Below are 26413 nucleotides of genomic sequence, written 5' to 3'. Positions count from 1 at the left end.
GTAAAGCTTTAATTCTTCTTTTTCTACTGATGTTAATTTTCTATAAAGCCATTCTTACTTAATAACACTTGCTGACTTCTTTGACAATTTTTCATTTACTAGAGGTATACTAAGATAGAACTTCAAAAATTGGCAAGTATACTCTCCGCTCCTCACCTTGTGGATTCCTTGCTCTTTTTGAAGTTGTGTCGAAGTATGACAACTCTTCATTTTGCTTCGGAGTATACTTATTATAATTATTTAAAACTGATTTAGTTAGGCTGTGCCTAGGTTTGACGCAAGGTGGTATACAATTTGATAATCAATATAAATCATAGAGTACAAATAAGCAATAGTTTTTATTTCAACTCCTTTTCATTTATCAGGAGTATGCAATTAGCACAAACATTTGCTAACAAGAAGAACTTAGGAGTAAATATAAAATCTGAAATATTAAAATAGAAAAAATTTGACTTTGTGAAAAACCGGCGAATGGTGCGGTCGAGAAGACTTGAACTTCCAATCTTTTTACAGAACAGCACCCTCAATGCTGCGCGTCTACCAATTTCGCCACGACCGCTTTAGAGGCTATCTGTAAATAAATGTTAATTAATAATTAAAAGGCTTTTTTAGCGAAAATTGATAAGATTTCTGCAGGAATATTATTCATATTTCAAAAAAATCTTATAATTTGCAGCAAAAAAGAACTAAATTATCGGTTAACATTTATTTACAGATAGTCTCTTAGTTTTACTCTATAGCAGATTATGAGTAAAATATCAATAGAGTTGTTTCTATGTCATTCCCGTGTGGATCAATTTCACCTCTGTCATCCCGTGGCTTGACCACGGGATCCAGTTAAAGATACTAAAGTTATTAGTATTTTTATTGTTTTTATGGACCCCGTGGTCAAGCCACGGGGTGACAATTAGTCACGACAAACTCACTACAAAACTAGGCATAATCGATTGTTTAATAGCAGCTTTCGTTAAACTATCTAGTTTTTCATCACTATTATCAAAATTACTATGATATTCTCTAGAATTTCCGGTTAACACTAGGCCAGAATCTATACCAAGGCGATTTGCTGCAAGTATATCGGTGTAAAAAGTGTCCCCAGTCATTAACATACGATTCTTAGGGGTATTATGACATTCTTTTAAAATCTTGCTATATATGTCTTCATATGGTTTACCGCTATAAATTACTTTTCCGCCAAGTTGCTTTATTTTCTCGGCATAATAGCCGCTACAATATCTATAAACACCGTGTTGATTTATTCCAAGGTCAGGATTAGCACAAATATTGACCATTTTACGTTGTACAACAATTTTAAATAACTCATCGAATTCGTTTAAATCTAAATTTTTGTTTTCGTCTCTGTAAATAGTCATTAAGAAAATATTAGCTTTGTTAATATCATCAGTAATAGGACATTGAATTCCGTTTATTATATCATTTTCTAAATGTCCTAAGTGATATATTATCGGCTTTTCAATACCGAATCGTTCTTTGCTTTCTAAAATCATTTCTACTGCTATTTCACCTGAGCTAGTAATCATTTCAGGTAACACGTTTACTCCCCAAGATTTAATTGTTTGATGCAGCGAAAAAATATTTCGCGGAGCATTAGTAACAAAATATACTTTTTTCCGTTTAATAATTTTATTAATATTTTCTACGATGCCCGGGTAAGTATGTCCTCCTTCGATTATTACACCCCAAAGATCAAATAAAAACACGTCATAATCATCAATTACGTCGAAAATATTTTTTAACTTTAATATATTCATTGTTATCTCATTAATTTGGTATTGTTTCTATGTCATTCCCGCGTAGGCGGGAATGACATCGGTGAGGTAATGCCACTAATTTTAAATCAAGAAACTTTACTATTCTAATAAGTTACGTTATAGTTATTTTTATTGTTTCTAGCAACAAATAAATATTGTGTCGGATTATGTCGGAAATTGAAGAAAAATTTAATGAATCATCATATGGTGCTGATTCTATAAAGGTTTTAAAAGGTCTTGAAGCCGTAAGAAAAAGACCGGGAATGTATATCGGGGACGTTGGAGACGGGTCGGGTCTACATCATATGATTTATGAAGTAGTCGACAACGCTATCGACGAGTCGCTTGCCGGTTATTGTGATCTAGTAAGAGTAACATTAAATAAAAACGGTTCGGTAACCGTATCTGATAACGGGCGAGGTATACCCGTTGAAATTCATAAAGAAGAAGGAATATCGGCAGCTGAAGTTATTATGACGCAGCTTCATGCCGGCGGTAAGTTTGATCAGAACTCCTACAAGGTTTCAGGCGGTCTGCACGGTGTCGGCGTATCGGTTGTGAATGCTCTTTCAGAGTGGCTTGAATTACGTATTTGGCGTAATAATAAGGAATATTTGATTAGATTTAATAATGGTATAACAGAAGCTCCGCTTGCTATTGTCAAAGAAAATATTGATAAAAAAGGTACGGAAGTTACTTTTTTTCCGTCTGTAGAAACATTTACTAATATAGAATTTGATTTCGGCACTATAGAGCATCGTCTTCGAGAGCTTGCTTTTTTAAATTCAGGTGTAAAGATTTTACTCGTCGATAATCGCTTTGAAGAAGTTAAAGAAGTAGAGTTTTATTATACAGGCGGTATAGAAGCTTATGTAAAATATATAGACAGAGCGAAGCATGCTATCCATCCATGTATAGTAGTTAATACGGAGAATGCTGAGTCCGGTATCAGTCTTGAGCTTGCGATGCACTGGAACGATTCTTATCATGAAAATATTTTATGCTTTACTAATAATATTAGGCAGCGTGACGGCGGAACTCATCTTAGTGCTTTCAAATCAGCGATAACACGTGTTATTACCTCTTACCTTGATACTACGGGTCTTAATAAAAAATCTAAAAATGACTTTAGCGGTGAGGATACTAGAGAAGGCTTATGTTGCGTACTTTCCGTTAAAGTTCCTGATCCTAAATTTTCCTCTCAAACAAAAGATAAGCTAGTAAGCTCCGAAGTACGACCGGTTGTTGAAAATGCCGTTTATACAAAGGTTCTTGAGTGGTTTGAAGAGCATCCGGCGGAATCAAAGGCAATTATAGCTAAGATTATGGAAGCAGCTAATGCTCGTGAAGCTGCTAGAAAAGCGAGGGAGCTAACTCGAAGAAAATCAGCCTTAGAAGTCTCGAACTTACCCGGTAAGCTTGCCGATTGCCATGCAAAAGATCCGGCAATTTCAGAATTGTTTATTGTTGAGGGAGACTCTGCGGGCGGTACTGCAAAGCAGGGTAGGGATAGTAAAATTCAGGCTATATTGCCTCTGCGTGGTAAAATTTTGAATGTTGAGCGAGCAAGGTTTGACAAAATGCTCGGTTCGGATCAAATCGGTACGTTAATTACAGCTCTTGGAATTAGTGTTGAGCGAGAATTTTCTTTAGAAAAGCTTAGATATCATAAAGTTATTATTATGACTGATGCTGATGTTGATGGCTCGCACATTAGAACTTTATTGCTTACATTTTTCTATCGTCATATGCCTGAGCTAATAAATAAAGGCTATCTATATATAGCCCAGCCGCCGCTTTATAAGGTAAAGAAAGGAGCAGCCGAGCTTTATTTAAAGAATGAGCAAGCTTTGCAAGATTATTTGATAAAATCAACTATCAATGATGCAACCTTAACTCTAGACGGTAAAGAACAGTTAGTAGGCGATAATTTAGAAGAGCTAATTAATAAAGTAGTTAAGTTTAACGGCTTGCTTGATCATGCTAGCAAAAAATTTAATCGCTCAATTACTGAAATTCTTGCAATTAATGACTTAATTAATAACAAAATATTTGAAGCTGAAAGTGACTTAAGACTTGAAAAAGCTTTAGATGTTTTAAATAGCTTAGAAGAGTCACCTGATAAAACTAGCTGGGAAATTTTAAAACATGAAAATAAAATAGAGTTCTTCCGTTTTAGTAGGGGTTTAAAAGAAAGTAAAATATTGTTGAAAGAGCAGTTAGAATCATTTGAGTTTATACAAATATCAAAGCTTGCTTTAACAATTTTTGATATATTCAGTAAGCAATTAAAGCTTATAGTGAAAAGTCAGGAATTCGGTATTTTAACAGCAAGCCAGTTATTAACTACCATTATAGAATGTGGGAAAAAAGGAATAAACATCCAGCGTTTTAAGGGTCTTGGTGAGATGAATTCCGACCAATTATGGGAAACTACTCTTGACCCTGCAAAAAGAACTTTGCTTCAGGTAAGAGTTGCGGAGGTCGATGAAGCGGAAGGCATTTTCTCTACTTTAATGGGTGACGTTGTTGAACCTCGTAGATTGTTTATCCAAGCGAATGCGTTAAATGTCGTGAATTTGGATGTATAGTACAGCGTCATTATTACGCAAATCGTCGAGCTAAGCGACTGTAGGTGTTGTTGCACACGGCTCGGAAAAGGCATTCGATGTCATTCCTACGAAAGCAGGAATCCATAAAATAAAACAAAAAATGTATTGGGTATATATATTATGCTCTAATAAGCATGGTACTTTATATATTGGTATTACTAACAATATTATATTATAAAGCTTGTTTATACAGAAGAATTTACTGATATTAAAGAAGCACTTACAAGAGAGAAAAACTTGAAAAAGTGGAAACGTAGCTGAAAAATAGAACTGATAGAAAAAGCTAACCCTGAATGGAAAGATTTAATTGAATAGTTCTATGGATTCCTGCTTTCGCAGGAATGACATCCTGAACGTTCGTACACTAGAGGAGCAAGCCACGGGGTGACATTGTTCTAAAAACCAATTCTCATTACAAATAACTTATGCAAAAATTAATTATTCACGGCGGTAAGCCTCTTAAAGGTAGTATTAATATTAGCGGTGCTAAGAATGCCGTATTACCTATTATGGCGGCGTCTATTCTTACCGATAAACTGTATATTACTAATGTTCCAAAGTTAACGGATGTTAGTACTATGAAAGATTTGCTAAGAAGTCACGGGGCAGATATTGAAATATTAGAACATCAAGATGAATTTGAGCTTATAATTGATACCAGAAATATAAATAACTTTACCGCAAATTATGAAATAGTTCGTAAAATGAGAGCATCGATTTGGGTGCTTGGTCCTTTGCTTACTAAATACGGTAAAGCAAAAGTATCGCTTCCGGGTGGTTGTGCTATTGGAGCAAGGCAAGTAGATTTGCATATTGCCGTATTAAAAGCTATGGGAGCTACGATTGAAATAGAAGACGGTTATATTAACGCTTCAAGTAAAGGACGCTTAAAAGGTACTCATTTTGCTTTTGATAAAGTTTCCATAGGTGCTACGATTAATGCAATACTTGCAGCTGTTTTAGCAGAGGGAGAAACCGTGCTTTTTAATTGCGGCCTGGAGCCGGAAATAGTTGATTTATGTCATTGCCTTATCAAAATGGGAGCCGATATTGTAGGTGTCGGCACTAGCGAAATAACAATTAAAGGTAAGGATTCTTTGAATAAAGCGAGCTATAAAGTACTTTCTGATCGTATCGAAGCCGGTACTTATATGTTTGCTGCTGCCATTACTAAAGGTGATGTAAAAATTTGTGGGATTGATTACCATATTATAGAAAATATAGCTTTAAAACTCATTGAAACGGGTATAAAAGTCGTGCCAATCAATAACGGAGTGCAAGTAACTTATGAAGGGAAGTTAAATTCAGTTGATTTAGAAACTAATCCCTATCCTGGCTTTGCTACTGATTTGCAAGCACAATTTATGAGCCTTATGACGCTTAGTAGCGGTGTTTCAATGATTACCGAGAATATTTTTGAAAATCGTTTCATGCATGTCCCTGAATTATGTAGAATGGGAGCAGATATAGTAGTACGAGGTAATAAGGCGGTCGTTCGAGGTGTAGAAATGTTAAAAGGAGCAGAAGTTATGGCAAGCGACCTTAGAGCTTCGGTATCGCTGATACTCGCCGGTCTTAGTACTAATAGCAAAACCGTATTACACCGAATATATCACTTGGATCGTGGCTTTCAAGATTTAGAAAAAAAATTAAGTAATTGCGGTGCGGATATAAAAAGAGTATAATAAGTCAATTGGTGTTATGAGGTTCTACCTCTGTCATCCCGCGACTTGATCGCGGGATCCAGCTTAAAATACTAATTAATTAGTATTTTAAATTATTTTTCTGGATACCGTGGTCAAGCCACGGTATGACACTGAAAAAATTTTAACGGAGAAAATTATGGCAAGAATTACGGCAGAAGATTGTAATAAAATTATACCGGATAGGTTTCGGCTTGTTGTACTAGCAACAAGATATGCTAAATTATTAAATTATAAAGTAGAAACTAATCAAATCAAAAAAGAAAAGCGTGATAAACCTCCTGTTAGCGCATTACGTAGAATTGCTGCCGGAAAAGTATCGGTAGAACAGTTAGAACAAGACCTAATAAACAGTCTGCGTACAAAAACTATGATAGAGCCGATTGTTAATCAGGATGAATCAGAAGATATAGAAGAAAAATTTGAGTATTTACCTGAGGTTTGTATAACGGAAGATCACTCTGATTTAGATGATCAAATTTTTATTGATGAGACCGGTGATGATTTTGAAGATAAGTAAATGCTTATCGGTGTCGGTACTGATATAGTACAAATTCCTAGAATCGAAAAAATATTCCATTTATATCCGGAACTTTTTGCTAAAAAAATTCTAACTTCAAAGGAGTTAGTGCAGTTTGGTTTATTGGACAAAACAGGTCATGCTGTATTTTTAGCAAAGCGTTTTGCTGCTAAAGAAGCTGTAAGTAAAGCCTTTGGAGTCGGTATAGGTCAAGGTATAAATTTAAAAGATATTACTATACTAAATGATAATTTGGGCAAGCCTATAGTAGAAGTTAGTTCAAACTATACAAACAAACTCCCACCTTTTAATATTCACCTTTCTCTTTCTGATGATTATCCTGTATGTGTAGCATTTGCTGTAGTCGAGGGGGAGTTATAGTGTCATTCCCGCGTAGGCGGGTGCATTGACCTTACGTGGATCAATTTCACTGCCGTCATCCCGCGCGACTTGATCGCGGGATCCAGCTAAAAATACTAAAATTATTAGTATTTTTAATTATTTTTTTGGATACCGTGGTCAAGCCACGGTATGACACCGAGTACGTTTAATAACGAAATATAAATTACGATCCAGCTTTGCTGTCTGCTTTAGGTAACATGATTTTTAAATCAGCTTTAGCTTCTAAATCAGAAATATATTTCTTTAGTACTTCTGCAGCTAATATATTATCAATAGTTACTTTTGCTTCTTCTTTTGTTGGAATAGGCACAGGTTTTTTCTCAAGCACTTTGATAATATGCCAACCGAAATCGGTTTTTACGGGAGTTGAAACTTCATTTACTTTTAAAGCAAAAGCTTTCTTCTCAAATTCCGGTACTAACTGTCCAGGTTGATTTAATAGAATGTAACCTATAACTCCGCCATTTGAAGCTGAAGCTTTATCAAGAGATAATTCTTCTGCAAGCTTAGTGAAATTTCCACCTTTGCTTAATTTGGTCTTTATATCGTTAGCTTCTTTTTGAGATTTAACTAAAATATGAGCAACTTTTATTTGCTCTTTACCTTTAAGATTACCGACATATTTATTATATTCGTCATCAAACATCTTATCTGTAATATTAGATTTTATATAATTTGCTAGTAATTCTTGTTGAGCTAATTGATTTTTTGCATTTTCAAGTTTTTCTTGGAATTCTTTAGAAGAAGTAATATTTGACTTAGCAACTTCTTCTTTTAACAAAATATTATTAACATAAATTTTTATTAATTTTTCCTGATCTTGCGGTGGAAAATCATCAAAATTTTTGATTGTTTCACCTGATTGAAGATTAAGCTGAGGCTTAAATTCTTTCATAATTTGCGATTCTTTTACTTCACCGCCTTTATAGGTAGCAACTACTTTGTTTTTATCGGCAAAAGCAATACCGGAAAGCATGCTAACTGATAAAAATATAACAGATAATTTTTTCATTTATGACTCATAATTGTGTTAAACATAAGCTCAAATTTTATAAAAATAATATATAACCGTCAACAGCTATTTGAGAATATTTTATTTATTAAATAATAATTTACAAATATTTGTAGTAAAAAAATGCCTTTCAATAAAAAATTATTCATTTAAATAAAATTATAACATTTGATAATTTTATAAAATATACCTATATTTAAGTACTAAAATACTAAAAATATCATAAGGACTTTGATGCTTTCTATTTTAAAAAAACTTTTCGGTACTGCAAATGATCGTACTGTAAAAAAACTATTTTCTGAAATTACAAAAATTAACTCGCTTGAGCCTGCTATACAAAAATTATCAGATGAGGAGTTAAAGAATAAAACTGTAGAGTTTAAAGAAAAGCTTAAAAACGGAGCTACTTTAGACGATATAGTATATGAGGCGTTTGCGGTAGTTAGGGAAGCGGCTAGAAGAGTTTGCGGTATGCGTCATTTTGATGTTCAGCTTATAGGCGGTCTTATATTACATAGAGGCATGATTACCGAAATGCGTACCGGTGAGGGTAAGACCTTAGTTGCAACGCTTCCTGCTTATTTAAATGCTTTAACCGGAAAAGGTGTACATGTTGTAACCGTGAATGATTATTTGGCAAGCCGTGATTCTGCTTCCATGGGTAAAATTTACAATTTTTTAGGTTTATCGGTTGGATGTATTGTTGCCGGTATGCCTGATGAAGCAAAACGAGCCGCCTATAATGCCGATATTACTCATGCAACAAATAATGAACTCGGTTTCGATTATTTAAGAGATAATATGAAGTATAGCTTGCAGGAGCGAGTACTTCGTCCTTTTAATTTTGCTATCATCGATGAGGTTGATTCGATTTTGATAGATGAAGCCAGAACTCCGCTCGTTATATCAGGTCCGGTTAATGATAATTCGGAATTATACGGTAAAATTGATAAAATTGTACGCCTGCTTAATACAAGTGATTTTGAAAAAGACGAAAAATTAAAAACTATCAATTTAACGGAAACCGGTATTACACATATAGAATCACTTTTAAGTAAAGAACATCTTATAAAGCCTGATTCCGGTTTATATGATTTTGAGAATCTAACTTTAGTACATTATGTTAATCAAGCCTTAAGAGCTCATAATATGTTTACTATTGATGTAGATTATTTGGTGCGTGAAGGTAAAGTAATGATTATCGATGAGTTTACCGGTCGTGTAATGGAGGGGCGTAGATATTCGGAAGGGTTACATCAAGCATTAGAAGCAAAAGAAAATGTGAAAATTCAAAATGAAAACCAAACTCTTGCATCAATTACTTTCCAAAATTATTTTCGTAATTATCCTAAATTATCAGGTATGACCGGTACGGCTATGACCGAAGCACCTGAATTAAAAGACATATATAATCTCGATGTGGTTGCAGTTCCAACCCATAATAAAGTTACAAGGCTTGACCTTGATGATGAGATTTACGGTAGTAAAAAAGAAAAATATGATGCTATATTAAAGCTGATTAAGGATTGTTACGATCGTGGTCAGCCTATACTTGTCGGTACGATAAGCATAGAAAAGTCAGAAGAGCTCTCAAGCGTTTTAAATAAAGAAAAAATCCCTCACAAAGTATTAAATGCTAAGTTTCATGAGCAGGAAGCTTTTATTATTGCTCAAGCAGGTAGGTTTAAGGCAGTAACGATTGCAACTAATATGGCAGGGCGAGGTACCGATATTATGCTTGGCGGTAATCCTGAAATGTTAATAGAGCAGCTAGATAAAGATCATAATTATGAAGCTAAAACAGCTGAAATAAAAGCTCAAATTGCCGCAGAAAAGAAGCAAGTTATTGAAGCAGGCGGGTTATTTGTGATAGGTACGGAAAGGCATGAAAGCCGTAGGATAGATAATCAGCTAAGAGGAAGATCGGGTAGACAAGGTGATCCAGGAAAAACTAAGTTTTTCCTATCGCTTGATGATGATTTAATGCGTATTTTTGCATCAGATCGTATATCAGGAGTTCTTAGAACACTTGGATTGAAAGATGGAGAGGCTATCCACCATCCGATGATTAGTCGTTCACTTGAGAAAGCTCAGCAAAAAGTTGAAGGACATAACTACGAGATGCGTAAAAATTTATTACGTTTTGATGATATAATGAATGACCAACGTAAGATAATATACGAGCAACGTACTGAAATTATTAAATCTAAAGATAGTCACGGTTTCTTAAATAGTACTACTGAGGAACTCGCTAAAAAGATAGTATTAACTTTTATGCCGGTAGGCTCTTATAGAGAAGATTGGGATATAGAAAATTTAAGCGTAGAATTGTATCGTGTCTTTTCTATGAAATTTGATCATAATTTAGTAAGTAAAAATGACGTAACGGAAGAAGAAATCACGAAAATCGTTATACAAACGGCTCATGATATATATAAGTCAAAAGAAGAAGCTTATAGTAGCGAGTTAATGCATAATGCCGTGAAATATATTTTACTAACTACTCTTGATCAAGTTTGGAAAGATCATTTATATAGCTTAGATCATTTAAGACAAGGCATATCGCTTAGAGCTTATGCTCAAAAAGACCCTCTTAGCGAATATAAAAGAGAAGCATTTAACTTATTCGAGCAGATGCTTAATAATTTAAAAGAATTATTTATTCAAACAGTATATCACTTCTATATTGACTTAAAACATATTCAAAAAGAAGATGTTTCACTTGAGCATAAAAAACTTCAGAAAAATATGCGTGAGAGTCGAGAAGATCCGGCATTTAGTAAATATAACGCAGGAAGTAGCCTTGAGACTGACCTTAAACCAGTCGTATCACGTATTGACCCAAAAGATAGAAACCCTGATGATCCTACTAGCTGGGGGAGGGTATCTCGTAATGAGCTATGTCCGTGCGGTTCAGGCAAGAAATATAAATATTGTCATGGTGCAAATGAATAGATGAAAACCTATAATACGCTACGATTTTTACTCGATGTCATTCCTAGCTAAAAGCTGCGTTTGTTGTGTGGCTCGTTTATGTCATTCCCGCGTAGGCGGGAATCCAGTACTTTAAAGCCTTTTAAGCTTTATTTGAATAAAACCTTGATCTTAAATATTTTTTTAAAGCTCGATTTATCTCGCTTTATGCTGGATTCCCGCCTACGCGGGAATGACATAAGAGTATTATAATGAAAACCACTTTACCTGAACGTTCTCTAAAAATCCAAGCTAGGCTTAATTTTATAGTACAGCAGATTTTAGATATTGCGCAGGATAAAATCGCTATGATTATCTTATACGGCTCTTTTGCAAGAGGCGATTGGGTACGTGATTTACCTAACGGTTACCATAGCGATACCGATATTTTAATAATTCTAAAAAAAGGTAAATATAAAGGACATGCTACTTTAAGGTTAGAAGATAATATATATAAGAGGTTAGAGAAAACAGGAGTAATAAAAGATCAGATTATCCCGTATGATTCAGAGATATCCATAATTCTTGAATCAATAGACGAGGTGAATAGTCAGTTAGAGAAAGGGCGTTATTTTTTCACCGATATTAAGAAAGAAGGTATTCTTTTATATAATAGCAAGGAATTTACACTTAGTGAAGCTAAAGATTTACCTTGGAGTGAGATGAAAGAAATTGCTAAAAAATATTATGAAGAGTGGTTTAAACATGCTAATGAATGTCTTATTGATGTTCATAACATTTTACTAAGAGGTAATTTAAATAAATGTGCTTTTGAACTACATCAAGCTACCGAAAGTTTGTATAGCACTATTTTATTAGTTTTTTCTAATTATAAGCCTAAATTGCATGATATAAAAAAGTTAGGTAGTAGAGCTGCAAATTATAATAATGAGTTATTGCAAGTGTTTCCTATGGCAACTTCCGAACAAAAAGAATGTTTTAAATTACTTCGGAAAGCTTATGTTGATGCGAGGTATGATAAAAACTATAAAATTACAAAAGAACAGCTTTTATACTTAATTGAAAGAGTAGAAAAACTTAAAGAAATCACCGAAAGAATTTGCTTGAAGCGAATTGTTTAATAGGGGTTTAGTGTCATTTCTACTGAATGTCGATGTTGTTGCATGGCTCGTTTATGTCATTCCCGCCTACGCGAGAAGGCTTTATTGCGTGGATCGGTAAAACCCACTGTGGTCACCCCGTGGTCAAGCCACGGGATGACAGAAGTGAAATTGAACCATGCAACAATGCCACGCGAGAATGACACCGAGAGGTTAGTAATTCTTTTAAAATCATATTTAAGTACTAATAAATTTAAAGCTAAAGGTAAAAAACTATGAAGAAATATAAATTAATAGAGGAAGAGCAAGAAATATTAGATTATTTTGAAAAAGGTGAACTTGTAAAACTACCTGAAGAAGAGCTAAAAAAGCAAAAAGAGATAGCTAAAATTGCAGCTGCTAATTTTTTTTAAAAAATCTGAAAGAATTAATATTAGATTGCCGTTACATGATTTGAATCATATAAAAAGAGTGGCAGCACAAGAAGGGATACCTTATCAAAGTATTTAAAGTTAGATAAATTTAGTTAACGAGTAATTTCTTTATGTAGAATATGATAAAGGAACTATTAAAGTGTAATTTAACTCTGTTATCAAAAGATATCAAGTCTTATGTAAATCGATATGGTTTTGAAAATGTTTTAAAAGAAGCTATCTCTCTTGATAGAGAAGATGTAATAAAAGGTTTAAATAAATTACGAACAATATCTACTACTGAATTATTTTCAGCATCTTCAAATAACGCAATAAAAGTTGCTAACTGGCTAGTTAAAGCAAAAAAAGCAAACGTTAATATGTGTTGTGATGTTTTTAAGGACACTCCTTTAAATACGGCTGCACGTTATGGACATTATGAAGTGGCAGAATATCTAATAGCAAAAGGAGCTGCAGTAAACGGTTACGAGGGAGCTTTGCTAGGGTCACCTTTATATGAAGCTGTAAGCGGTAAGTACTTGAATGTAGCAAAACTATTACTTGAGAAAGGAGCTGCGGTTGATCAAAGAAAATCCGGAGAAACACCTTTACATGCGGTTGCTAAAAACGTTCGATATACTTCTAAAGATATTAAGGATGATGAAATATATAAGCTGTTATTATCATATGGTGCTGATATCAACGCAAAAGTAGAGTTTAAAGGAATAAGGTTTAGTATATATGACGGAAAAACGGTATCAGAAATAGCAGAATTTAAAGTAGCGTTAGCCGGTGAAAGCGAATAATAACGGAAGAATAATCATTTTCTGAGATATTACTAGACGGTAGTTATTGACAAGTTTAGGAAAAAGTTTTATATTCTTCACAAGTTTAAGAAAAAGTTAATAGTGTATGTCTAAAGCTAAAGCAAAAATAGCTTCCAAAAATAATCCGACTTCTAGGGAACAGGCTAAAGAATATTTTCATAACGGTCAGAAAATCAAACCGGTAAAGCTTATTGCTGCTCAAAATTCCTTTCTAGCTGCTGAATATGAATCTTCCGGGGATTTAGTCGTAGGAAGTAACGGTCAGCCATTGCCTTGGGGGTTAGTTAAAAGCTTATCTTAATTACTTACAAACAATATATCTTCTACACAATCGGGGGCATAGCTCAGGGGTAGAGCATCTGCTTTGCACGCAGAGGGTCAAGGGTTCGATTCCCTTTGCCTCCACCAGTTCCTACAAGGGTTTCGGAGCTTTTTGAAATTTAGCAAAAACTTTGAATGTTCCTTTTATGTTCCAAAATGTCTAATTTTTGTATTAAATCTCTTTTAAATTCCGAATTTTAAATATTATCAAAAAAATTAACTTTATATATTCCTTAAATCCTCCTCAATTCATTTATTCATACTTTTAGTTAAATTTCTATTGCATTCTTAAAACTCCTTATTATTCTGTCTATACTTCTTCAACATGAAGAGTTGTTAAAATGATTAGGCACAATGGTTTGAAAATTGTCATTTACCAATGAAGAAATTTTATTTTTATATTTTTCAATATTTTCAAAAAATATTCGTATAGAATCAGTAAATGTCTCAAAATTCGCATAAAATTTATTGTTACTTACAACAGAATGCATAAATGGAAGTGTTGAGAGATAAGAAATTAAGTAGAGAATTATAGGAAGGATATTTTTTTGGAAGAAATAGTGTTTAAAATTAAGATAATTTTTGTTCAGTATACTTCTTTAACTTGAAAAGTTGGAAAATGAATATTTAGATGAGCGAATAATCAATGTTCTTATGGATAATTAATATCTAATACTACCAATTTTTCAGGTAAAAGAAGTATATATACAAAATTAGTAAAAATCAGTGGAGATTTTGTTATTATCTATGCGTTATCCATTATAATATTAGCTAGCCGTTAAAACGGTTAAGCGTTTCAAATTAAAACATATAGCATTCATAAATTCCGAGAATTGATTTTTGGCAATACCAATATATGAGGGTGTCAGAAAGTTTGTGTAAGTTGTAAAAATAGTTAAGAATAAAATTAATTAAAACAACTTACATGAGGCTAATATGAAGAATAAGAGCAAAGTATCAAATCCGACTATAGAAAAAGTAGTATCAGAAATACTATCACAAAGTGATCCATCTGAGATATTTGGCAAAGAAGGGATATTTCAGGAATTTAAAAAGCAGATAGTAAATAAGATTTTAGAGAAAGAAATGGAATCTCATATAGGTTATGAGAAGCATTCTAAGAATGCCAAGGAGTCAGAGAATAGACGTAATGGCAATTATGAAAAGACTTTAATAGATCCTGAAGGTCGTAAATTGACAGTAGAAGTGCCAAGGGATCGGGATGGAGAATTTGAACCTCAACTCATTCCAAAAGGAGTACGAAAATTTGAAGGATTTGATGATAAAGTAATATCCTTATATGCTAGGGGAATGACCATTAGGGAAATACAAGGACACTTAGAAGAACTATATGCTACCAAGGTATCATCTGAGTTAATATCAAAGGTAACTGATGGTATTTTAGAGGAAGTTACTGCCTGGCAGAATAGAGCACTTGATAGTGTATACTTCTTTTACCTGAAGAATTGGTAGTATTAGATATTAATTATCCATAAGAACATTGATTATTCGCTCATCTAAATATTCATTTTCCAACTTTTCAAGTTAAAGAAGTATATATCCTATAATGTACTTAGATTGTATTCATGTTAAAGCAAGAGATACGCATGTAATAATAAATAAAGCAATATATATGGCTATAGGAGTTAATATGGGAGGCAAGAAGGAGCTATTAGGTATTTGGATAGGTAAGAATGAGGGTTCTAAATTTTGGATGCAGGTAGTAACAGAACTGAAGAATCGAGGAGTTGAACAAATATATGTTGCATGTGTTGATGGTCTTAAAGGTTTTCCAGAGGCGATAAATAGCATTTTTCCAAGAACCATAGTACAGTTGTGTATTGTGCATATGGTAAGAAATTCTGTAAAATACGTATCATACAAAGATTTAAAATCGGTAACAGCTGATTTAAAGGCAGTTTATTCTGCAATAAATGAAGCAGAGGGATTGAGAGAATTACAAAACTTTGCCAAAAAATGGGATGAAAAATATCCAGTTATTTTTGATATATGGCAACGAAATTGGTCTGGCATAGCTCCATTTTTTAGCTTTCCAGAAGACATTAGAAAGGCGATTTACACTACTAATGCTATTGAATCCACTAACCGTCAAATTCGTAAAATTATTAAAAATAAGGGAGTATTTCCAGATGATAAATCAATGCAGAAAATAATCTTTTTGGCATTGACAAATGCCTCTAAAAAATGGACAATGCCTATTAAGAATTGGGCAATGGCTTTAAATCAATTTGCAATCCTTTGTGATACTAATTTACAAAATTGGACAAATGGCGAAATCGTACTTACACAAAGAATCTGACAGAACCACATTTACTGATTCTATACGAATATTTTTTGAAAATATTGAAAAATATAAAAATAAAATTTCTTCATTGATAAATTATAATGGACTGAAAAATCAAGCCAAGATTTTGAGCAATTTACTTGGTAATTTTGTTCAAAATTAAGCTGCCATTTGTGTATGATATTGTATACTATCGAGATAGACATTCATGGGTTTTTTATACCCAATACTTGAATGAAATCTCTGATAATTATATTTACTGATATAATCATTGATACCCTCTTTAAGCTCTCCTATATTTTGATAATCATTAATAAATATACAATTATATTTCAGCGTCCTAAAGAAACGCTCAATAACAATATTGTCAATACTTCTGCCTTTACCATTCATTGATATCTGAATATTATAATCTTTAAGAATCTGTATATGATCATTACTGGTATATTGACTACCTTGATCACTATTAAATATCTGTGGAGCTTGATACTTATTTAATGCTTCCTTCAATATATCAGTTACTAATGTCCCGTCCATGCTATTCGACAGTTTATAGCTTAATATGGCTTTGCTATGCCAATCTATAATGGCTGCTAGATACATAAAGCCTCCGTTAGTGCGAATATATGTAATATCTCCGCTCCAGACCTGATTAGCAGTAGAAACAACTACTTTCTTAGTTTTATCAGTTGTGATCCAGTATTTATCAAGTAGGTAGCTGTATATTTTATGCTCACTATCTTTTATAGTAGCCAGTTTCTTTTTATGAGGGTATATCGCTTCAATACCAATTAATCTCATATATTTTAGCACTCGGTCTTGACCTATCTTAAAACCATCTTCTAATAATTGCTGATACATATAACGATAACCAAATTCTGGATTATCTGTATATATCTCATCTATTCTATTTAACATATTTAAATTATAGCTACTAAGTGATTGTTCTTTATAATATGTTGAAGAACGGTTAACCCCTAATAATTCACATTGTCTTGTCTTTGGTAACTGTTCTAGCTTGGATATGACAAGACTCTTTCTATTTGATAAATCCAAGCTTCTGAGCTTTCCCACAGCCCAATCTCTTTCAATTGTAGTTTTTCCTAAAGCCTTTGCCAACGCATCATTTTGCTCCTTAAGTTCTTTAATTTGTTCTTGATATTCACTCACTACCTTAGCTGGTTCAAATGCTATTGATGCATTTGATAAAAATTGTTTCTTCCAATGTGATATACTATTGCTACTCACCTCATATTTAGACGATAACTGTGATATTGTTACTTCTTCTTTTAATAATTCTAACACTATCTTTGTCTTCTCTTCAGCACTGAAATTCCGTATCTGTTTCTTAGTCATTTTATCTCCTATAAGTTATTTCTTTATTCTAACTTATTACCAGGTTCAGTTTCTGCCGCAAGGTTGATGCTTGAAATGCCCCGCTACCACAGTTAAAAATGAATGAGATTAAGGCGGCTTGTTGCTTAATTAAATTATTAATATTTCTTTTTATAAGGTGGTAAATTTACTATTTAGAAGAAAGAGAAAAATTGCTTAGTTTAGAGACTTGGTGAAAGACAATTAGTATTTCAGTTAAACGGTTAAAAGCTTGACTTTATGCTGCGTCCACCGTTTGACACCTTTGTAGAAATACCGAAAAATGAAGAATGGCGCACCCGAGAGGAGTCGAACCCCTAACCTTATGATCCGTAGTCATATACTCTATCCAATTGAGCTACGGGTGCTAAGCTTGAAGTACTTATTTCTAAGCCTTATTTCTTGCTGCTAACATACGAAGAAGCATATATAAAAGCATAGCATTTGTCAAGAAACATAGAGTGTTCTTATGTTTCTCTGAATAATAAAATATAAAAAATTACAATTAATAGTTGAACTATCATATTATATATTGTATATAGAGGTTCATAAATTAATATGAGAAAAAAATGAATAAAGGGAGTGTTGAGCTATGAAGAGTAAAAGGTTATAATGTGATAAAAAAATAAGAAAGTAAAAAATGTCAGAGCATCAAATAACAATGGTCAGTTTAGATGAATTAGTTAGCCCGGAACATCAATATCGTAAATTTAAAAGTTAATTTAATTTCAAAGTAGTTGAAAGAGAGTTATTAGCGATAGAAACTGAAGCTAATTATAAAGGCTATGGAGCATTGAGGTTATTTAAATGTTTACTTCTACAATTTATGGAAGACTTATCTGATCGAGAATTAGAACGTTATTTGGCTGATAACACCAGTTTAGGATAAGAAGAGTTTAAGATTATCGAAAAAAGAGTTTAAAATATTAGTTTTAGTAATATTAAAAGCATTAACACAAGCTAGAATATGAACTAAAAAATTAGTAGGTGATCGATGCCTTGAGTGTTCAAGATTCATATTATTTTTAGGACATTAAATACTGACTCAACCAACGACCTTTTTCTAAGCTGTATTTTATCTTCCATTTCCAATAAATGATTCTTCATATCTTTTCTAATTCCTGTAAATAAGCGTAATCCACGACCTAATAATTTAGTAAATAATTCCTTAGAAATATATCCCTTATCACCAAAGAGTTTACCTTGTAATCCATCAGTTATATCGTCTGCTACCGATAAATCACTATTATTTGCTTTGGTAATTTTGATCGCCATAATCGCTCCCTTATTGTTAATTACTATATGCAACTTAAACCCCATAAACCATCCATAACTACTCATCCCTATTTTAGCTATATACTTCTTTAACTTGAAAAGTTGGAAAATGAATATTTAGATGAGCGAATAATCAATGTTCTTATGGATAATTAATATCTAATACTACCAATTCTTCAGGTAAAAGAAGTATACCACTAAATACTTTATTGCTATTTGTACGTTTTGTATGACATATCGATAATTTAGTTGAATCTATGCAATAAATTCCTGTTTCCTCTCCTCTAAATAGTTGCAACATTATAACCAAGCGGTAGAATTAATCTTGACCATAATTGTATTATTCGACTATAACTTGGTAATTTAAAATAACCTCTATATTTATATGATAAGTGATATAAATAATAATTCTTAAAATCTTTGCACGGCGATATATAAAAATATAATACGATAGTTAAAAGTTCTGAAAGGCTTAAATTCCCTTCTCTCCGGCGTTTTCTATCTGTTGGTATTAATTTTTGCTTCTCCCATTCTTCATATATTTCACAAAAATTGTCTAGTATCTAAAATAAAGTTGTGATACATTTTTTCATTGTTGGGTTCTTGTTTTTTTGTTGAAAAACTTCAGTAACCCAACACTCTTAACTTGTAAATACTTTATTCTTATTCCATGCTTCTCTTCTTCCTTATCCTAAATTTTCCTTATCCTAAATTCGCGTTGAAAAATATAAAAATAAAATTTCTTCATTGGTAAATGACAATTTTCAAACCATTGTGCCTAATCATTTTAACAACTCTTCATGTTGAAGAAGTATATTTATCCCTTATCGATGAGATGGAACTTTTTTACATATTTTGAGAATCAAAGCCCTTATTTTTCTTACTTCATTTTACACTATGCAGGACCTAAAAGCCATGGACTACCGATAAGCAGGAACTATGGAAGACAAATCAGGACAAATTAGATAAAATCACAAAATATTACTGGCGATATAGAGAAATAACACCTTGGAGTAGTATAAATTAATTATTTTAATTGACTTTAGCACTTAAGAGATTTAAAAGTTAACTTTAATATGTAAGGTTACAATAAAAATGTTACCGCCTAAAATTTTCTTTGAAAAAGTTAAAGAAATAATTTGGCCTATAGAAAGGAAAGAATTAAAGCTATTTATACCTATGGCTTTAATGATGTTATGTATCCTTTTTAATTTTGGAGCTTTAAGATCTATCAAAGATAGTTTAGTAGTACCCTCTATGGGGGCCGAAATTATTAGTTTCTTAAAATTATGGTTAGTATTACCCTCGTGCGTAATTTTTACCGTACTTTATGTTAAGCTTAGTAATAAATTAAATTTTGAATATATTTTCTACATTATAGTCGGCAGTTTTTTACTATTTTTCGTATTATTTGCCTATATTATTTATCCCAATCAAGATATTTATCATCCTAACGATGAAATGATAAATAATTTAATTGCTTCATACCCTAATTTTAAATGGTTCATTAAAATAGGTAGTAAATGGAGTTATGCACTGATGTATATTTTCTCGGAACTATGGAGTGCAGTAGTCATAAACTTAATGTTTTGGCAGTTTGCCAATCACATTTTTGATACTTCTAAAGCTAAAAGATTCTATCCAGTTCTTGGAATGGTCGGTAATATAGGTCTTATAATAGCAGGTAGCGTACTTGTCTTTTTCTCAAGCAGGCAGGAGGTCATTGATTCAGAATTATTACCGGATTATTTTAATTCATCTGCCGGAAATGCTATAATGCTTCAGCCTATCATGTCAATTATTGTTGCTGCAGGAATAATTGCTATGCTTCTATTTAGAATAATAAATAGATTTATTGTAACGGATTCCATAAATGTTTTAGATACAAAAAAAGTTACGGCTAAAACGAAAACAAAACTTTCGGTAATTGAAAGTATCAAATTAGTAATTCACTCAAAATATATAGGTCGTATTGCTTTACTAATAATTTGTTATGGATTATTAATAAATATAGTCGAAGGACCTTGGAAAGCAAAAATAAAAGAATTACATCCAAACACTATAGACTATGTTAACTTTATGGGCAGGTTTAATATTTGGATGGGGATATCATGCGTTACTTTCATGGTAATAGGCAGCAATATCCTTAGACGACTCGGTTGGCTCATTTCTGCATTATTAACTCCTATTATGTTGTCTATTACCGGCTTGATGTTTTTTATCTTTATAATTTTTATTGAAGAAATAGGAGCATGTTTCGGTGATTTTAATCTTCTATATGCAGCGATTATTGTTGGAGCTATTCAGAACATACTTAGTAAATCGTCCAAATACTCATTATTCGATTCAACAAAAGAAATGGCGTATATTCCTTTATCTTTAGAGCTTAGAACTAAGGGAAAAGCTGCCGTAGAGGTAATAGGTACTAAATTCGGTAAATCGCTTGGAGCATTTATTCAGTCTTTGATATTTATTATTATTCCGACTGCTACCTTTGATTCTATTATAATATATTTATTAGTAATTTTTATAGTTATGATGAGTTTATGGATTTGGAACGTTATAAAATTGAATAAGGAATATATAGAGCTGTGTAAGTAGAAAATATGGTTTCTATATCATTCCCGCGTAGGCGGGAATCCATTATTTTAAAACTTTTTAAAATATTTTTTGAAAAGCTCGAGTTATCTCACTTTACCCTAGATTCCCGCCTACGCGGGAATGACATAGACATACAAAAATACTAAAATAATGAAAAAAATTCTTAAAATAATATTATTTATAACTATCTTTATTATACTCGCATATAGTGGGCTATGGTTTACTATTATGTTCTCTTTATCACACTCTATAAATCAAAAATATGCCGGTACCAACCTTAATATAGAAGAGACTGATAATAATCCTAATCAGCAATATCTTATTAAATTTTCTAAAGTTCAGCCATATGGTTTTCCTTTTAAATTAGGTATTTCGGTAATTAATTGGCAAGAAGAGAGTATTAATAGAGCAATTGAATTTACCACACCGATAAATATCGGTTATGATTTACTTAAGCAGAAATTATTTATAAATTTTTCCGGAGAAGCATTCGGAAAATTTAAGCCGGTTGAAAGAGGGTTTGGAGTAAGATTTTATAATGAGAACTGTATATTATCAACAAAAATACCGTTAAATTTTAAATTATTTGAAATAGTACGATCAAAAAAAGATTTATTTGAAGTTATAAATTTAATAGAAAATATTAAATTTACTTCCGGTAAAACAGAAATTTTTGACTTAGTAGATAATCAAAAATTATATGAAGAAGATCATACTATACTTACTATGTTATTTGACAAAAGTAAGTATTATACAAGTAAACAGGATTTCCTTGATAATATACCGCAAAAATTAGAAATTTATTATGAAACCGAAATAGTAAAAAGTAACCTTGAAGATAGAATAATACCTGCCGGCTTATTATTATATAGACCCGCTTGGAATAATAATTTCAAATTTTCCGGTAATTTCTTGATTAGTACTAGTAGTTTGCATTTTAAAGATATTGCTAAAGATTTAACAATTGAAGTTACTAATGCAAAAATAAATAGTAATAACTTTGAAAATAATATTAATTTATTATATAAAGGTAAGTTAAACGATTTCGGCAATAATAATATTGATCTTTTGATAGATTCGCAACTTAAGCTAAAACCGGGTTTTATAATAGGTTCATTAGAATTTATAAAGAAATATTACGATAGGCAAACCTATCTGTTTAAACTTTCCGATAATAATCTATATAAAGATTTTAATAATGAACTAAGCTATATTTTAAATAATAATAAACAATATAATTTTAGTATTTTTGAAGATAGGCAATATAATTTTAATTTAAATATTAATTTAGTTACTGAATTAAATAAATTAACTAGAGCACAGATAAATGCTTTAAGTCTATATTCAAACGCATCGGGATTTAATATAACAAATGAAACTATAGTAAATGCTCTTAAAGATTCTTACAGTAAAGGTACGATAGTAATTAATGATTACTCCAAAATAATAGATGTTTTAAGTCTATATGTATATGGGGTAGGTGATTTTAAAAACTTATCTAACGAGAGCAAAGAAGTATACGGAGATGCTCTAAAATCATTTTTAAAAACCATTTCCGATCACCCGAACTCATCTAATTTAATTGATGCTAGCATTGAGTATGAGTTTAATTTATCCGATTTAAACAAAGCTAAAATAGGTAATATAGATGATATAAATAAAATTATACCTTTATATTATGTATCTTTATATCAAGCAGCAGTAAAAAAAGTGAAACCCGGTGAAAATGTAAAAGAAAAAATTATGGAGTTAATTCCTAATGTTAATCAAAAAATATTAGAGGAATGTGTGTTGACTGACATTGTCACCCCGTGACTTGATCACGGGGTCTAGTTAAAAATATTGATGTGGATACCGCGGTCAAGCCGCGGTATGACAACGAGTACGGGAATCTAGCAATTAAAAAATACCATGAATATTATAGTAAAAATACAGCAAGATTTAAAAGATGAAGTAACTAAGTTAAACGATTTAATCATTAGCTGTTTAAAAAGTGATGAAGAATTAATAGAAATAGTAGGTAAATATTTACTAGAGGCGGGTGGTAAAAGAATTCGTCCGCTTTTAACTATAATAACCGCTAAAATGTTTGATTATAAAGGCGATAATCATATAAAGCTTGCAAGTGCCGTTGAATTCATTCATACCGCCACATTGCTTCATGATGATGTAGTAGATGACAGCACTTTAAGAAGATTCAAACCTACGGCTAACGTTATTTGGGGAAGTAAAACAAGTATTTTAGTGGGTGATTTCCTCTTTAGTCAGTCTTTTAAGTTAATGGTAGCTTCCGGCTCTATTAAAGCTATGAATGTTCTAGCTAAAGCTTCAGCAATTATTTCCGAAGGGGAGGTAGTACAGCTAGTTAAGCTAAATGAACGACGCATTATAACTATCGAAGAATATCAGCAAATAGTTAAATCTAAAACCGCCGAACTATTTGGAGCTTCTTGTGAAGTTGGAGCTATTATAGCAGAGCAGGTAGACCATATTTCTAAAGATATGCGGGACTTTGGAAAATTACTCGGAACGATATTTCAGGTTATAGATGATCTACTTGATTATTTGGGTAATGATAAACAGGTAGGCAAAAATATCGGCGATGATTTCTTAGAAGGAAAAGTTACGTTACCGCTGATTTTTTTATATAATAAGCTAGAGCAAGATAAGCAGCTTTGGCTTGAAAATATAATTAAATGCGATAAGCGTACTAATGATGAGTTTATTAAAGTACGTGATTTGATGATTGAACATGAAATTCATAATGAAACAGTTAGTTATTTGAGTAACTTAGAAAATGAAGCAAATAAGTTATTAAATAAAATTCCGGTTCAGAATGATTATTTATTTTCGATTATTAGATTTATTTTGGACCGTTCTTATTAATCGTTTTGCATTCGTAGCTCAGCTGGATAGAGCATTGCCCTCCGAAGGCAAAGGTCGTTGGTTCAAATCCAATCGAATGCACCATTTAACTCAATATTATCATTCATTTTCCATAATATAGATTATAGAACTTTAGAAAAATTTTTTAAATGCTACGTCATTATTTGTAATGATGGCTGGGACGGGAGGATTCGAACCTCCGAATGACGATACCAAAAACCGTTGCCTTACCACTTGGCGACGTCCCAATGTAGAAATTAGAAATGTATAGACTTTATACCAATAAATAGCGGAAACGTCAATTACAATAATGATTGTAAAAATAAATTTATTTCATTGTTAAACCAATGCCTCGCTTGCGTGGATAATAAATCATAAATTTTAGCTCTAATTTTGTTATAATATTCCTTAATATAATTTATTTCATCAATATTAAGTAGTTTCGTATCAATCAATTTACTAGCATAAGGTACTAGGCTTAAGGTTTCAAATTCAAGCCATCCGCTATTTTCTTTTACATACATTAAATTTTCTATTCTAATTCCGTATTTTCCAGAAATATAAAAACCGGGTTCATTGGATAAGATCATACCTGCTTTCAGTACGGTTTTATTACGAAGATTGATACTTTGCGGTCCTTCATGAACGCTTAAGAAGCTCCCTACTCCATGTCCTGTACCGTGTGGATAATCTAGCATTTCTTGCCATAAATATTGCCGAGCTAGTATATCAAGATTAGCTCCTGCTATGATATTTTTTGGGAATTTGGCATTAGCTAAAGCAATATGTCCTTTAAGTACTTGCGTATAACGCTTTTTCTGCTCATCAGTCGGCGTACCTATCACGATTGTCCTTGTTATATCGGTAGTAGCACCTTGGTACTGACCACCGGAATCAATCAGTAATATCCCCTGCTCTACAAAGTTCTGCCCAAACTCTACTTCCAGAGGTAATTTGTATGTCAATCCGGTACTCGTATCCTCACGTACTTTTTTGTACGCTGCGGTACGAGTGTTTCCTTCAAATTCCTCTCTATAAGCGAATTTGGAAAGAACTCTAATTTTTTTAGCAGTTGTTGGATCAGCTCTATAATGAATAATAGCACTATTTTCCTGAAATCCGCAAATAGCAGGAAAACTATCAGAAACATAGCCCTCTTGTTTGGCTCGTTGCTCCGTAAGCTTTAAACCGAGGGAATACTCAGTCAATTCGTCATTCTCATTATCCCCGATGTCATTCCCGCGAAAGCGGGAATCCATATTATGTTTTTCTGGATCTCCGTTTTCACGGGGATGACATTGAGAAAAATCAGCAAAAAACTCACATAAAGCTACTGCATCTTTAATATGAAAATCGATTGCATGCTTAATTTCTACATCGTTCTTACAAGCTTTAAGCGTTAAGCATGGATCGGTAATTTTTTGTACTTTTTTATCAGCTATTAAGTCCATTATATGCACAGAGGCTATAGTATCATCAATCAAAATATTGTCATGACTCTTTAAAATATTTTCAAATTCTTCTTCCGGTAAAATTGTTATTTCAGGACGTGCATTAATAATTTCGGCATCAATTCTTGTAGGATCGATAAATAGATATAATTTTGTAGACGTAATGATTACTTTTGCAAACATTAAAGGTGTATAAGCAACGTCACTAGCCCGCAAATTTAGTAACCAACATATGGAAGAGCTATCGAGAATGATTAGGGCATATTGCTCGATGTCATCCCGCGGCTTGACTGCGGGATCCAAAAAACAATTATTATTAGCAACTTTATTTTTACTGGATCCCGTGGTCAAGCCGCGGGATGACAATGCAACTTCACGACATTTATTTATTTTATCATTATGACTAACACCCGCAAATTTAATATCATGTAAATAAACTTTAGAGTTTGGCTCTGATGGCTGATTATGCCAAATTTTATCAACTAAATTTCCGTTAATCTTCTGAAAATTGAACTTTAAATTTGATATGGCGGGATAAGTAAATAATTCAGGATCGTAACCTATTTTTATATCTTGACCAAATTTAGATATCTCTTTTAAGTCAAAAATTTGAAATATTGTAGGATCAAGCTCTCTTGCTGCTTGCTCTAAATAACGCCCGTCAGTAAAGAATAATGCTATATCTTTATATATAATAGCTATACCGTTTGAACCGGTAAAACCTGTTATATATTCAAGCCTTTTGGCATACTCAGGTACATATTCACTCATATATTTATCGTTAGACAGAATTATATAACCGTCTATATTATATTCTGTGAATAAGCTTCTAAGTAGATTAACTCGTTCTTTTATCATATGGCTCAATTCCACCGCTATCAAAAATTAAAATGGTAGACGAAGGT

24 protein-coding genes, 5 tRNA genes and 4 pseudogenes are annotated in these 26413 nt (G+C 32.4%); 22 read left to right on the top strand and 11 right to left on the bottom strand.

Annotation, left to right across the window (positions count from 1 at the left end):
• Window positions 1–472: 472 nt before the first annotated feature.
• Window positions 473–559 (bottom strand) — tRNA-Leu (locus AC5584_RS04150).
• A gap of 352 nt (window positions 560–911) precedes the next feature.
• On the bottom strand, window positions 912–1772 hold the full coding sequence (locus tag AC5584_RS04145) for a TIGR01459 family HAD-type hydrolase (protein WP_499215976.1): 861 nt from the start codon (window positions 1770–1772) through the stop codon (window positions 912–914).
• A gap of 167 nt (window positions 1773–1939) precedes the next feature.
• Between AC5584_RS04145 and gyrB the strand changes: the two genes are divergently transcribed.
• The 5 genes and pseudogenes from gyrB (at window position 1940) to acpS (ending at window position 6988) form a co-directional block, all read left to right on the top strand.
• Entirely contained in the window at window positions 1940–4363 is a 2424-nt protein-coding gene (gene gyrB, locus AC5584_RS04140) for a DNA topoisomerase (ATP-hydrolyzing) subunit B (RefSeq protein ID WP_499215975.1), read from the top strand.
• Between the two features lie 121 nt (window positions 4364–4484).
• Window positions 4485–4645 (top strand): annotated as a pseudogene (locus AC5584_RS04135) (GIY-YIG nuclease family protein).
• Between the two features lie 164 nt (window positions 4646–4809).
• A complete protein-coding gene (gene murA / locus AC5584_RS04130; RefSeq protein ID WP_499215974.1) occupies window positions 4810–6069 on the top strand; it encodes a UDP-N-acetylglucosamine 1-carboxyvinyltransferase in 1260 nt (419 codons plus the stop codon).
• A gap of 157 nt (window positions 6070–6226) precedes the next feature.
• A complete protein-coding gene (rpoZ, locus tag AC5584_RS04125; protein WP_499216954.1) occupies window positions 6227–6607 on the top strand; it encodes a DNA-directed RNA polymerase subunit omega in 381 nt (126 codons plus the stop codon).
• Complete coding sequence (acpS, locus tag AC5584_RS04120; RefSeq protein WP_499216900.1) at window positions 6608–6988, top strand: holo-ACP synthase; 381 nt, start codon at window positions 6608–6610, stop codon at window positions 6986–6988.
• A 55-nt stretch (window positions 6989–7043) separates the two neighbouring features.
• Here the strand turns inward: acpS and AC5584_RS04115 are convergent, their stop codons facing one another.
• Window positions 7044–7145 carry a palindromic element RPE4 domain-containing protein gene (locus AC5584_RS04115; protein ID WP_499217115.1) on the bottom strand — a complete coding sequence of 34 codons (102 nt, stop codon included), beginning with the start codon at window positions 7143–7145 and terminating at the stop codon, window positions 7044–7046.
• A 27-nt stretch (window positions 7146–7172) separates the two neighbouring features.
• The gene (locus tag AC5584_RS04110; RefSeq protein WP_499216899.1) at window positions 7173–8021 is read right to left on the bottom strand and encodes a foldase protein PrsA; all 849 of its coding nucleotides are present in this window, start codon (window positions 8019–8021) and stop codon (window positions 7173–7175) included.
• A gap of 234 nt (window positions 8022–8255) precedes the next feature.
• Between AC5584_RS04110 and secA the strand changes: the two genes are divergently transcribed.
• From secA to AC5584_RS04070, 8 genes are all read left to right on the top strand, one after another.
• Complete coding sequence (gene secA / locus AC5584_RS04105; protein WP_499216898.1) at window positions 8256–10976, top strand: preprotein translocase subunit SecA; 2721 nt, start codon at window positions 8256–8258, stop codon at window positions 10974–10976.
• A 78-nt stretch (window positions 10977–11054) separates the two neighbouring features.
• Window positions 11055–11207 carry a hypothetical protein gene (locus AC5584_RS04100; protein ID WP_499216897.1) on the top strand — a complete coding sequence of 51 codons (153 nt, stop codon included), beginning with the start codon at window positions 11055–11057 and terminating at the stop codon, window positions 11205–11207.
• Entirely contained in the window at window positions 11207–12076 is an 870-nt protein-coding gene (locus AC5584_RS04095) for a HEPN domain-containing protein (protein ID WP_499216896.1), read from the top strand. Before AC5584_RS04100 ends, AC5584_RS04095 begins: the two co-directional genes overlap by 1 nt.
• 42 nt (window positions 12077–12118) lie before the next feature.
• Window positions 12119–12334, top strand: a complete 216-nt coding sequence (locus tag AC5584_RS04090; protein ID WP_499216895.1) for a hypothetical protein — start codon at window positions 12119–12121, stop codon at window positions 12332–12334.
• Complete coding sequence (locus tag AC5584_RS04085) at window positions 12331–12468, top strand: hypothetical protein (RefSeq protein WP_499216894.1); 138 nt, start codon at window positions 12331–12333, stop codon at window positions 12466–12468. Before AC5584_RS04090 ends, AC5584_RS04085 begins: the two co-directional genes overlap by 4 nt.
• A 140-nt stretch (window positions 12469–12608) precedes the next feature.
• On the top strand, window positions 12609–13274 hold the full coding sequence (locus AC5584_RS04080; RefSeq protein ID WP_499216893.1) for an ankyrin repeat domain-containing protein: 666 nt from the start codon (window positions 12609–12611) through the stop codon (window positions 13272–13274).
• Window positions 13275–13380: 106 nt separating this feature from the next.
• Complete coding sequence (locus AC5584_RS04075; RefSeq protein WP_499216892.1) at window positions 13381–13596, top strand: hypothetical protein; 216 nt, start codon at window positions 13381–13383, stop codon at window positions 13594–13596.
• Between the two features lie 32 nt (window positions 13597–13628).
• Window positions 13629–13703: transfer RNA gene (locus AC5584_RS04070), tRNA-Ala, on the top strand.
• A gap of 233 nt (window positions 13704–13936) precedes the next feature.
• On the opposite strand, the gene AC5584_RS04065 is transcribed toward AC5584_RS04070, so the two are convergent.
• Window positions 13937–14107, bottom strand: a complete 171-nt coding sequence (locus tag AC5584_RS04065) for a hypothetical protein (RefSeq protein ID WP_499216891.1) — start codon at window positions 14105–14107, stop codon at window positions 13937–13939.
• Window positions 14108–14552: 445 nt separating this feature from the next.
• On the opposite strand from AC5584_RS04065, the gene AC5584_RS04060 reads away from it, so the two are divergent.
• The 3 genes from AC5584_RS04060 (at window position 14553) to AC5584_RS04050 (ending at window position 16084) form a co-directional block, all read left to right on the top strand.
• Window positions 14553–15089, top strand: a complete 537-nt coding sequence (locus AC5584_RS04060) for a transposase (protein ID WP_499215983.1) — start codon at window positions 14553–14555, stop codon at window positions 15087–15089.
• 94 nt (window positions 15090–15183) lie between these two features.
• The gene (locus AC5584_RS04055; RefSeq protein ID WP_499216314.1) at window positions 15184–15936 is read left to right on the top strand and encodes an IS256 family transposase; all 753 of its coding nucleotides are present in this window, start codon (window positions 15184–15186) and stop codon (window positions 15934–15936) included.
• Window positions 15905–16084 (top strand): hypothetical protein, encoded by a 180-nt coding sequence (locus AC5584_RS04050; RefSeq protein ID WP_499216890.1) that lies wholly within the window; start codon window positions 15905–15907, stop codon window positions 16082–16084. The genes AC5584_RS04055 and AC5584_RS04050 overlap by 32 nt, the downstream gene beginning before the upstream one ends.
• Here AC5584_RS04050 and AC5584_RS04045 read toward each other — a convergent pair.
• The 3 genes and pseudogenes from AC5584_RS04045 to AC5584_RS04035 form a co-directional block, all read right to left on the bottom strand.
• Window positions 16081–17277: an IS3 family transposase gene (locus AC5584_RS04045; protein WP_499216242.1), complete on the bottom strand. Its 1197-nt coding sequence runs from the start codon at window positions 17275–17277 to the stop codon at window positions 16081–16083. The two genes, AC5584_RS04050 and AC5584_RS04045, sit on opposite strands and share 4 nt — an antisense overlap.
• A gap of 43 nt (window positions 17278–17320) precedes the next feature.
• Window positions 17321–17419 (bottom strand): annotated as a pseudogene (locus AC5584_RS04040) (glycoside hydrolase family protein); the annotation flags it as partial.
• A 167-nt stretch (window positions 17420–17586) separates the two neighbouring features.
• Window positions 17587–17663, bottom strand: a tRNA-Arg gene (locus AC5584_RS04035).
• A gap of 389 nt (window positions 17664–18052) precedes the next feature.
• On the opposite strand from AC5584_RS04035, the gene AC5584_RS04030 reads away from it, so the two are divergent.
• The gene (locus AC5584_RS04030) at window positions 18053–18184 is read left to right on the top strand and encodes a transposase (protein WP_499216953.1); all 132 of its coding nucleotides are present in this window, start codon (window positions 18053–18055) and stop codon (window positions 18182–18184) included.
• Here the strand turns inward: AC5584_RS04030 and AC5584_RS04025 are convergent.
• A pseudogene (locus AC5584_RS04025) lies at window positions 18176–19133 on the bottom strand (IS982 family transposase). The gene AC5584_RS04030 and the pseudogene AC5584_RS04025 overlap by 9 nt on opposite strands.
• A gap of 243 nt (window positions 19134–19376) precedes the next feature.
• Between AC5584_RS04025 and AC5584_RS04020 the strand changes: the two are divergent.
• The 5 genes and pseudogenes from AC5584_RS04020 to AC5584_RS04000 form a co-directional block, all read left to right on the top strand.
• A pseudogene (locus AC5584_RS04020) lies at window positions 19377–19597 on the top strand (glycosyltransferase family 8 protein); the annotation flags it as partial.
• Between the two features lie 68 nt (window positions 19598–19665).
• Window positions 19666–21171, top strand: a complete 1506-nt coding sequence (tlc3, locus tag AC5584_RS04015) for a nucleotide exchange transporter Tlc3 (protein ID WP_499216889.1) — start codon at window positions 19666–19668, stop codon at window positions 21169–21171.
• A 150-nt stretch (window positions 21172–21321) separates the two neighbouring features.
• Entirely contained in the window at window positions 21322–22986 is a 1665-nt protein-coding gene (locus AC5584_RS04010) for a hypothetical protein (RefSeq protein ID WP_499216888.1), read from the top strand.
• Between the two features lie 96 nt (window positions 22987–23082).
• Window positions 23083–24057 (top strand): polyprenyl synthetase family protein, encoded by a 975-nt coding sequence (locus AC5584_RS04005; RefSeq protein WP_499216887.1) that lies wholly within the window; start codon window positions 23083–23085, stop codon window positions 24055–24057.
• Window positions 24058–24064: 7 nt separating this feature from the next.
• A tRNA-Arg gene (locus AC5584_RS04000) sits at window positions 24065–24141 on the top strand.
• Window positions 24142–24230: 89 nt separating this feature from the next.
• Here AC5584_RS04000 and AC5584_RS03995 read toward each other — a convergent pair.
• Both AC5584_RS03995 and AC5584_RS03990 read right to left on the bottom strand, forming a co-directional pair.
• Window positions 24231–24305, bottom strand: a tRNA-Gln gene (locus AC5584_RS03995).
• A 54-nt stretch (window positions 24306–24359) separates the two neighbouring features.
• Complete coding sequence (locus AC5584_RS03990) at window positions 24360–26366, bottom strand: M24 family metallopeptidase (protein WP_499216886.1); 2007 nt, start codon at window positions 26364–26366, stop codon at window positions 24360–24362.
• Between the last annotated feature and the right edge of the window lie 47 nt (window positions 26367–26413).

It is taken from the genome of Rickettsia endosymbiont of Villa modesta, assembly GCF_964026485.1.
In the GTDB taxonomy this organism is placed as follows: domain Bacteria; phylum Pseudomonadota; class Alphaproteobacteria; order Rickettsiales; family Rickettsiaceae; genus Rickettsia; species Rickettsia asembonensis.
Note: the sequence above shows the minus strand (reverse complement) of the source record. Positions and strands in the feature narration are given on the sequence as shown.